The 7,556-nt window shown below is 45.1% G+C and carries 9 protein-coding genes and 1 pseudogene; 9 read left to right on the forward strand and 1 reads right to left on the reverse strand.

Translation table 11 applies throughout. The features are described from left to right. The 8 genes from WEIDD23_RS13685 to WEIDD23_RS08450 all read left to right on the forward strand — a co-directional run. Positions 1-441, forward strand: a 441-nt coding sequence (locus WEIDD23_RS13685; RefSeq protein ID WP_197458858.1) for a hypothetical protein, incomplete at its 5' end; no start/stop codon positions are given. A gap of 160 nt (positions 442-601) precedes the next feature. Next, a complete protein-coding gene (gene trxB, locus WEIDD23_RS08420) occupies positions 602-1,552 on the forward strand; it encodes a thioredoxin-disulfide reductase (protein ID WP_010370024.1) in 951 nt (316 codons plus the stop codon). 121 nt (positions 1,553-1,673) lie between these two features. Beyond that, positions 1,674-2,648: a beta-ketoacyl-ACP synthase III gene (locus WEIDD23_RS08425; RefSeq protein ID WP_010370022.1), complete on the forward strand. Its 975-nt coding sequence runs from the start codon at positions 1,674-1,676 to the stop codon at positions 2,646-2,648. 132 nt (positions 2,649-2,780) lie between these two features. Continuing rightward, complete coding sequence (locus WEIDD23_RS08430; protein WP_010370019.1) at positions 2,781-2,963, forward strand: hypothetical protein; 183 nt, start codon at positions 2,781-2,783, stop codon at positions 2,961-2,963. 201 nt (positions 2,964-3,164) lie between these two features. After that, positions 3,165-3,431 carry a phosphocarrier protein HPr gene (locus tag WEIDD23_RS08435; RefSeq protein ID WP_010370017.1) on the forward strand — a complete coding sequence of 89 codons (267 nt, stop codon included), beginning with the start codon at positions 3,165-3,167 and terminating at the stop codon, positions 3,429-3,431. A gap of 50 nt (positions 3,432-3,481) precedes the next feature. Beyond that, on the forward strand, positions 3,482-5,209 hold the full coding sequence (gene ptsP, locus WEIDD23_RS08440; protein ID WP_062358909.1) for a phosphoenolpyruvate--protein phosphotransferase: 1,728 nt from the start codon (positions 3,482-3,484) through the stop codon (positions 5,207-5,209). Between the two features lie 126 nt (positions 5,210-5,335). After that, a complete protein-coding gene (gene tpiA / locus WEIDD23_RS08445; RefSeq protein WP_010370009.1) occupies positions 5,336-6,124 on the forward strand; it encodes a triose-phosphate isomerase in 789 nt (262 codons plus the stop codon). Positions 6,125-6,238: 114 nt separating this feature from the next. Next, positions 6,239-6,436, forward strand: a complete 198-nt coding sequence (locus tag WEIDD23_RS08450) for a hypothetical protein (RefSeq protein WP_010370006.1) — start codon at positions 6,239-6,241, stop codon at positions 6,434-6,436. Between the two features lie 35 nt (positions 6,437-6,471). Here the strand turns inward: WEIDD23_RS08450 and WEIDD23_RS08455 are convergent, their stop codons facing one another. Next, on the reverse strand, positions 6,472-6,738 hold the full coding sequence (locus tag WEIDD23_RS08455) for a hypothetical protein (protein ID WP_010370004.1): 267 nt from the start codon (positions 6,736-6,738) through the stop codon (positions 6,472-6,474). 273 nt (positions 6,739-7,011) lie between these two features. On the opposite strand from WEIDD23_RS08455, the pseudogene eno reads away from it, so the two are divergent. Next, a pseudogene (gene eno, locus WEIDD23_RS14745) lies at positions 7,012-7,556 on the forward strand (phosphopyruvate hydratase); the annotation flags it as partial.

Raw genomic sequence — 7,556 nt, forward strand, 5'->3', positions numbered from 1 at the left:
GGTGTCACGAATGTCCCTTCAGCGTCACAAACAAGTCAAGTAACACGTTTCCTAGCAGGGGCGGCATCAGCAGCGACGGCAAATAACGTGGCGCAGGCCCAAGCAGCGTATACGGCATCAGCAACGGCAAACGTGGCTGCAACAGCAGCTAACGGTAGCGTAGCTAATGGACTCGATACAGGGGCGACGGTACAAGCTGGTACGGTGAACGCCACCGATGAGGCAACAACACATTTGCGAGATACACAGTTTGATACGGCTGCAAATCAGTTACCAGTAGTGGCGTCAATCCTGTCAACGTTATTGGCAGGTTTGGGTGGCTTGTTCTTCATGCTTTGGCGACGTCGCAAGGAGTCCTCGGTTGAGGAATCAGAACGTTTGGCAGCTGAAGACGATCAATTCTTTGCCGAAATTGACAAGATGAAAGATAACTGGAAGTAATCGTAAGCGATAAAGCATGGCCCATAATAATGGGTTGTGCTTTATTTTTGTAAGTAGCCCCCCTTTTCATTTGACATCAGAACCGGTAGAATAGGTCTTGTAATCTTAAAGATTTATGAGAATCCGAACATAGCGATTCTGAACGAAGGGGGAAGTTAAAATGGCACAACATTATGACACAATTATTCTCGGGGCTGGCCCTGGTGGGATGACCGCAGCAACGTACGCATCACGGGCGAACATGTCAGTTTTGATGATTGATCGCGGCATTTACGGTGGACAAATGAATAACACCGCTGAAGTTGAAAACTATCCAGGGTTCGAGTCGATTCTTGGCCCCGAATTGGCGGAAAAAATGTACGCATCGTCAACAAAGTTTGGTGCTGAGTACGCCTTTGGATCAGTCTTGCATGTTGAGGCGCAACACGATGGGACGTGGCATGTTGTAACAGACATGGATGACTATACGGCCAACACAGTGATTGTTGCGACTGGGGCTGCCAACGTTAAGCTAGCAGTACCTGGCGAAGATCAGTACACTGGTCGTGGGGTTTCATACTGTGCCGTCTGCGATGGGGCCTTCTTCCGTGGCCAACACGTCATTGTTGTCGGTGGTGGTGATTCCGCTGTTGAAGAAGCAACATACTTAGCAGGATTGGCTGACAAGGTAACCATCGTTCACCGTCGTGACAAGTTGCGCGCTCAAAAGATTTTGCAAGACCGCGCCTTTGCAAATGAAAAAATCGACTTCATTTGGAACACGGAAGTTGAAGAAATCATTGGTGATGACAAGAAAGTCACTGGTGTCCGTGTTCGCAATAACCAAACGGATGAAGTTTCTGAAATTGCGGCTGCCGGCGTATTCATCTATGTTGGTTTGACGCCTGTTTCAGAACCGGTCCAAGCATTGGGTATCACGGATGCCAACGGCTGGATTCACACAAATGATCGTATGGAAACAGCAGCGCCTGGTATCTTTGCTATCGGTGATGTTCGTGACAAGGAATTGCGTCAAATTACCACTGCAGTTGGGGATGCCGCAATTGCCGGTCAGAATGCCTTTTCTTACAACGAAAACTTTAAGATGGCCGCATCTGAAGTAACAGAATAACAATTAAGGAACTTGTTTCTGCAAGTTCCTTTTTATTTACCTAATTCGTTACCAAAATTCAGTAACATAGCGTAAAATGAATAAGAGCATTTTTGCTGATACGAAAGAAAGGGGTCCACATATGACGCAAGGAACTAAGATTATTGCCTCAGCTCACTACGTTCCAAGTGATATTATTACGAACGATGACTTGGCGGCAATCATGGATACGAACGACGCGTGGATTCAAGCACACACTGGTATTAAGGAGCGACGCATCTCATTGCAAGGTGAGAATACGTCCGATTTGGCAACGCAAGCAGCTCGCATGGCGTTGTCACAAACCGACCTTAAGCCAGAAGATATTGAACTAATCATCGTGACGACGTTTACGCCGGACGGATTAGCACCTTCAACGGCTGCGCTCGTACAGCGTAACTTGAAAGCTGAAGGGGCGTGGGCATACGATATTTCTACTGCGTGCTCAGGATTTGTCTTTGGTATGAGTACTGCAGACAAGTTTATCCGTTCAGGTGTTTACAAGAACGCATTGGTTATTTCAGCAGAAGTTAATTCGAAGATGATGGACTTTACAGATCGTACATCAACTGTCTTCTTCGGTGATGGTGCCGCTGCAATGGTGCTGGTTGCTGATGAAGAAGGCGGTATTGTGAAGGGTGAGGAAATGCATACCATTGGGGATGCTGAAGTTGTTCACTCTGGTCGCATCCAACCTTTGACAGAAATTTCTGCAGAAAACTACCCTAAGACGGATGCCTTCCATCAAGAAGGTCGCCAAGTCTTTGAAGAAGTTGTGCGCTTGATTCCAGATCACATTGTAAAGTTCTTGGGTGATCGTGATTTGACGCCAAATGACGTTGATTACTTTATTACACACCAAGCCAACTTGCGCATTATTGAGGCGATTGCTGAGGCGATTGACCAACCAATGGACAAGTTTGCCACGAATATTACAAAGTATGGAAACACGTCATCAGCCGGAATCGGTATTGGCTTGGATGAGCTGAACAAGAAAACTGATTTGACGGGTAAGCGAGTTCTGTTAACGGGATTCGGTGCCGGATTTACATACGGAAGTCTGTTGCTTGAATTCTAAAGTCTTATGAAAAGTAATGAACGTGTGCGTTTTTGAAACAAACACGTTCTTTTTTTATTCTTTAAAAATGCACCGGTTTTCATGAAAGTTTGTTAAAATAGTAACAGTTAATTATGACAGGAGGGGTCAGCTATGGACTATGAAGAAATGCTTGAGCAATTACGATCTGGCGAATTAGAAGAGTTCGTTTTGGAAGCAAAGGACTTCAAGGAATTTTACGAAGTTTGGCGTAATTACCCTTATCAGAACGCGATTCGTGGCGTTGCCGCACGTGGCGGGGTTGTCACGTATACGGCGAAGAATAAGGCCGAGTAGAATCATCGCCGCTTCCACTTATTCACAAAAAGTTCACAAAAGCCTAATGAAAAGGTAATGTAAGCGCTTGCGCAAAAGCTTCATACCTGCTAGAATTAACGACATAGAGTTGGTTAGAAAGATTTCGAAAGCGTATCTCATTTAGCCAAGTCAAAAATTATACAAAGATAGATATTTTTTAATCTAGAGGAGATTATCACCATGGAATCACGCGAATTTCACATTGTAGCCGAAACTGGTATCCACGCACGTCCAGCAACTTTGTTGGTACAAGCAGCTTCAAAGTTCTCATCAAACGTAACGTTGTCATACCAAGGTAAGGACGTTAACTTGAAGTCAATCATGGGCGTTATGTCATTGGGTGTTGGTCAAAACGCCGATGTTAAGATTTCAGCAGAAGGTGATGACGAAGCTGAAGCATTGGCTGCAATTGCAGAGACGATGTCAGCAGAAGGCTTGACTGACTAATTTTTAGTTAAAAATTTATTTGAACATTTACTTTGAGGGATAAGACGGCGATGGCAAAAGAAATTAAGGGGATTGCAGCATCAAACGGTGTTGCAATCGCAAAAGCATATAAGCTCGTTGATCCTGATTTGTCTTTTGATACTCGTACAGTAGACGATGTTCAAGCTGAGAAGGACCGCGTAGCAGCGGCCTTTTTAGCATCTAAGACAGATTTGGAACAAATTCGAGACAAGGCAGCAACTTCAATGGGGGCTGAAGAAGCTGAAGTGTTTACAGCACACATTATGGTGCTTGAAGACCCTGAGCTTTTGGGGGGCATTTCTGCTAAAATCGACAGCGACTCAGTTAACGCTGAAGCCGCGTTGAAGGAAACGGCAGACATGTACATTGGTATGTTTGAGGCAATGGCCGATGATAATCCATACATGGCTGAACGTGCCGCCGACATTCGAGATGTGACAAAGCGTGTGCTAAGTCACTTGTTGGGTAAGGAATTGCCAAACCCAGCCTTGATTAAGGAAGAAGTTGTGATTGTAGCGAAGGACATGACGCCTTCAGATACGGCTCAACTTGACCGTCAATACGTTAAGGGATTTATCACCAATGTTGGTGGACGCACAGCGCACGCAGCTATCATGGCACGTACGTTGGAAATTCCAGCGATTGTTGGTTCACAGGTTGCAACGGATGAAATTCAAGAAGGTGACATGGTCATTTTGGATGGACTTGACGGTGTTGCAATCGTTGACCCTTCAGATGAACAAGTCACAGAATACAGTGCCAAGGGTGAAAAGTACGCAGCGCAAAAGGCTGAATGGGCAACGTTGAAGAACGAAAAGTCTATTTCAGCTGATGGTAAGGAATTCTTGGTGGGTGCCAACATTGGTACGCCAAAGGACTTAACTGGTGTTGTGGATAACGGTTCAGAAGGAATTGGTTTGTACCGTACCGAGTTCTTGTACATGGATTCAAAGGAATTGCCAACTGAAGACGAGCAATTTGAAGCCTACAAGAAGGTTCTTGAGGGTATGGACGGTAAGCCTGTTACGGTCCGTACGATGGACATTGGTGGTGATAAGTATTTGCCTTACTTACCATTACCAGAAGAGGAAAACCCATTCTTGGGTTACCGTGCCATCCGTATTTCATTGGATCGTGATGACATTTTCCGTACTCAATTGCGTGCCTTGTTGCGTGCCTCTGTTTACGGTGACTTGTGGATTATGTTCCCAATGGTGGCAACGTTGCCAGAATACCGTGCAGCGCGTGATATCTTCAATGAAGAAAAGGCGAAGTTGCAAGAAGCTGGTGTACCAGTAGCCGATGATATCAAGTTGGGAATTATGATTGAAGTGCCAGCTGCAGCTGTTTTGGCTGATAAGTTTGCCCAAGAAGTTGATTTCTTCTCAATTGGAACCAACGACTTGATTGGTTACTCAATGGCGGCAGACCGTGGTAACGACAAGATTTCATACTTGTACCAACCATACAACCCATCAATTTTGCGTTTGATTAAGAACGTGATTGACTCAGCGCACAAGTACGGCAAGTTTGCTGCAATGTGCGGTGAGATGGCGGGTGATCCAATTGCCGTACCAGTGCTAGTTGGTATGGGCTTGGATGAATTCTCAATGTCAGCAACGTCTGTTTTGCAAACACGTTCATTGATGAAGCGTTTGGATACGACGAAGATGGCAGAATTGGCTGATAAGGCATTGGATGCTGAGACGAACGATGAAGTTATCGCGTTGGTTCAAGCTGCTGTACCAGCTGAATAAGAAGTAACGAGAAACCAGCTTTGTGGCGAGACTACTGATGTAGCGTCATGGAGCTGGTTTTGTGTTGTAGCTGATGTGAAGGGCTGTTTGCTATAATAAAAGCATATATGAAGGGCGGTGAAGCTGATGAGTCGACAACCAATCGTCGTTGCAAATTGGAAAATGAATAAGTTGCCAAGTGAGGCCGAGGGGTATATTCAGGAGGTTGCACCAAAGTTAGCCAAGTATCCGAACGTTGATACAGTATTGGCGGGGCAAGATGTATTATTGAACGCGATGGTATCGGCGGCCAAGGGGACATCGGTGTGCATCGGTGCTGAAAACGTGTATTGGGAAGATCGGGGTGCCTATACAGGAGAGACAAGTCCAGCTGCATTAGCTGATTTGGGGATCCAAGTGGTCATTATTGGCCACTCAGAGCGGCGGAATTATTTCCGTGAAACTGATGAAATGGTTAATCTGAAAACGTTGGCCGCGCTACGGAATGGCCTAATGCCGATTATTGCTATTGATGAGGCAGTCCAATTGGAGTCAGAAAACGATCACGCCCATTGGATTGTGAATCAAGTCGTTGAATCGCTAAAAGGGGTAGCGATAGCGGACCTAGGTCGCGTTATGCTGGCCTATGAGCCAACGGCAGCGATTGGATCTGGTCAGGCGATGGGGCCAGAAATTGCGCAAAAAAGTTTGCGGATTATTCGCCAGACAGTGGCTGATATGTTTGGTCAACCAGCCGCTGATCAGATGCGTATTTTGTACGGGGGTTCCGTTAAACCAACTAATGCCTATGAATTGTTAGCGCAACCGGACATTGACGGTGTCTTGGTGGGTGATGCGGCACTTGATGCCATGACGTTTATTGAGTTGGTTAGTCTAGCTGATCAAGCGAAGCGATCTTTGCAAAAAGAGGCGTGAAATATTCAGATTCCGTTACGGTTTGATTCACGAGTTAGCCGTACCTAAGCGATAAACTGATGTGTATAGATGAAATAATACACAATGAATCAGAAGCTTAGGGGGACATGAGTGATGTTTGAATTTATGACGAAGATTTTGTCAGATGGTAATTTTGTGAAAATCTATCTAACGTCAGGTGAGTCATTCATTTTGAATGAACTTGATGGTGAGGCAGAGGGTGTTATCTTTGGATCACGTGATGCTTCAGGGCGTAAGGTACGTTATGCAGTGACGGTTGCCGAAATTGCGGCAGTTCGCGAACACTGGTAAAAAGAAAAAAGACACCGCAGTTGCGGTGTCTTTTACTATTTAAGTGTATTTTGTTCAGGTTCAACCATCGTGACTGTGTCATCACTTGAGCTAGCCGGGTGGATACCAGCAGCAATTAACTTGTCATTAAAGTTATGTTGGTTGTCACGCGTGTTTGTCACGTGCGTATCAGCGCTTTGATAGGTGGTATGTTCAGTGGTTGGTGCTAGGCGCTCCATGGCATACGAGGCCCCAAATAGATAAAGTGGCACCGCAATTAATAATCCCATTAACCCCAAAATAGAAAATTTAATTTTTTTCATTTAAACGCAGCCTCCTTCTCGTTGGTATGCGTACTTACGTTTTAACTATGCATATAAAGTAACACGAGATTTCATGACATAGTGGACAGTAATGTAACAAATGCAACACGGAATAATTGCTACTATTTATCAGTAAGTGTTTCGTATACGGTTCGCACAATAATCGTAATAAAGGGCAATGAATTGCTACACAACGTGTGAATTATGTTACAATAAATGACAAGGGATATTCCCAGATAACTATACTTTTAAAACAAGTAAGGAGAAGACAACATGTCTGCAATTACTGATATTTACGCACGCGAAGTCTTGGACTCACGTGGTAACCCAACTGTTGAAGTTGAAGTTTACACTGAATTGGGTGGTTTCGGTCGCGGAATCGTTCCTTCAGGAGCTTCAACTGGTGTTAACGAAGCCGTTGAATTGCGTGACGGTGACAAGGGTCGTTTCTTGGGTAAGGGAACATTGAAGGCCGTTGAAAACGTTAACAAGGTTATCAAGGACAAGTTGGTTGGTATGGATGTTACTGACCAAGTTTTGTTGGACCGTACGATGATCGAATTGGACGGAACTCCAAACAAGGGTAAGTTGGGTGCCAACGCTATCCTTGGTGTTTCAATTGCTGCTGCTCGTGCAGCTGCTGACGAATTGGGAACGCCTTTGTACAACTACCTTGGTGGTTTCAACTCAAAGGTTTTGCCTACGCCAATGATGAACGTTGTTAACGGTGGAGCCCACGCGGACAACTCTGTTGACTTCCAAGAGTTCATGATCATGCCAGTTGGTGCAAAGACTGTTGCTGAAGCTATCCGTATGGG

The organism is Weissella sp. DD23 (genome assembly GCF_001579105.1).
Taxonomy (GTDB): domain Bacteria; phylum Bacillota; class Bacilli; order Lactobacillales; family Lactobacillaceae; genus Weissella; species Weissella cibaria.

Coding starts and splice junctions, on each gene's coding strand:
- WEIDD23_RS08425 (WP_010370022.1), top strand. CDS start 1,674: ATGACGCAAGGAACTAAGATTATTGCCTCAGCTCACTACGTTCCAAGT.
- WEIDD23_RS08450 (WP_010370006.1), top strand. CDS start 6,239: ATGTTTGAATTTATGACGAAGATTTTGTCAGATGGTAATTTTGTGAAA.
- tpiA (WP_010370009.1), top strand. CDS start 5,336: ATGAGTCGACAACCAATCGTCGTTGCAAATTGGAAAATGAATAAGTTG.
- ptsP (WP_062358909.1), top strand. CDS start 3,482: ATGGCAAAAGAAATTAAGGGGATTGCAGCATCAAACGGTGTTGCAATC.
- trxB (WP_010370024.1), top strand. CDS start 602: ATGGCACAACATTATGACACAATTATTCTCGGGGCTGGCCCTGGTGGG.
- WEIDD23_RS08455 (WP_010370004.1), bottom strand. CDS start 6,738: ATGAAAAAAATTAAATTTTCTATTTTGGGGTTAATGGGATTATTAATT.
- WEIDD23_RS08430 (WP_010370019.1), top strand. CDS start 2,781: ATGGACTATGAAGAAATGCTTGAGCAATTACGATCTGGCGAATTAGAA.
- WEIDD23_RS08435 (WP_010370017.1), top strand. CDS start 3,165: ATGGAATCACGCGAATTTCACATTGTAGCCGAAACTGGTATCCACGCA.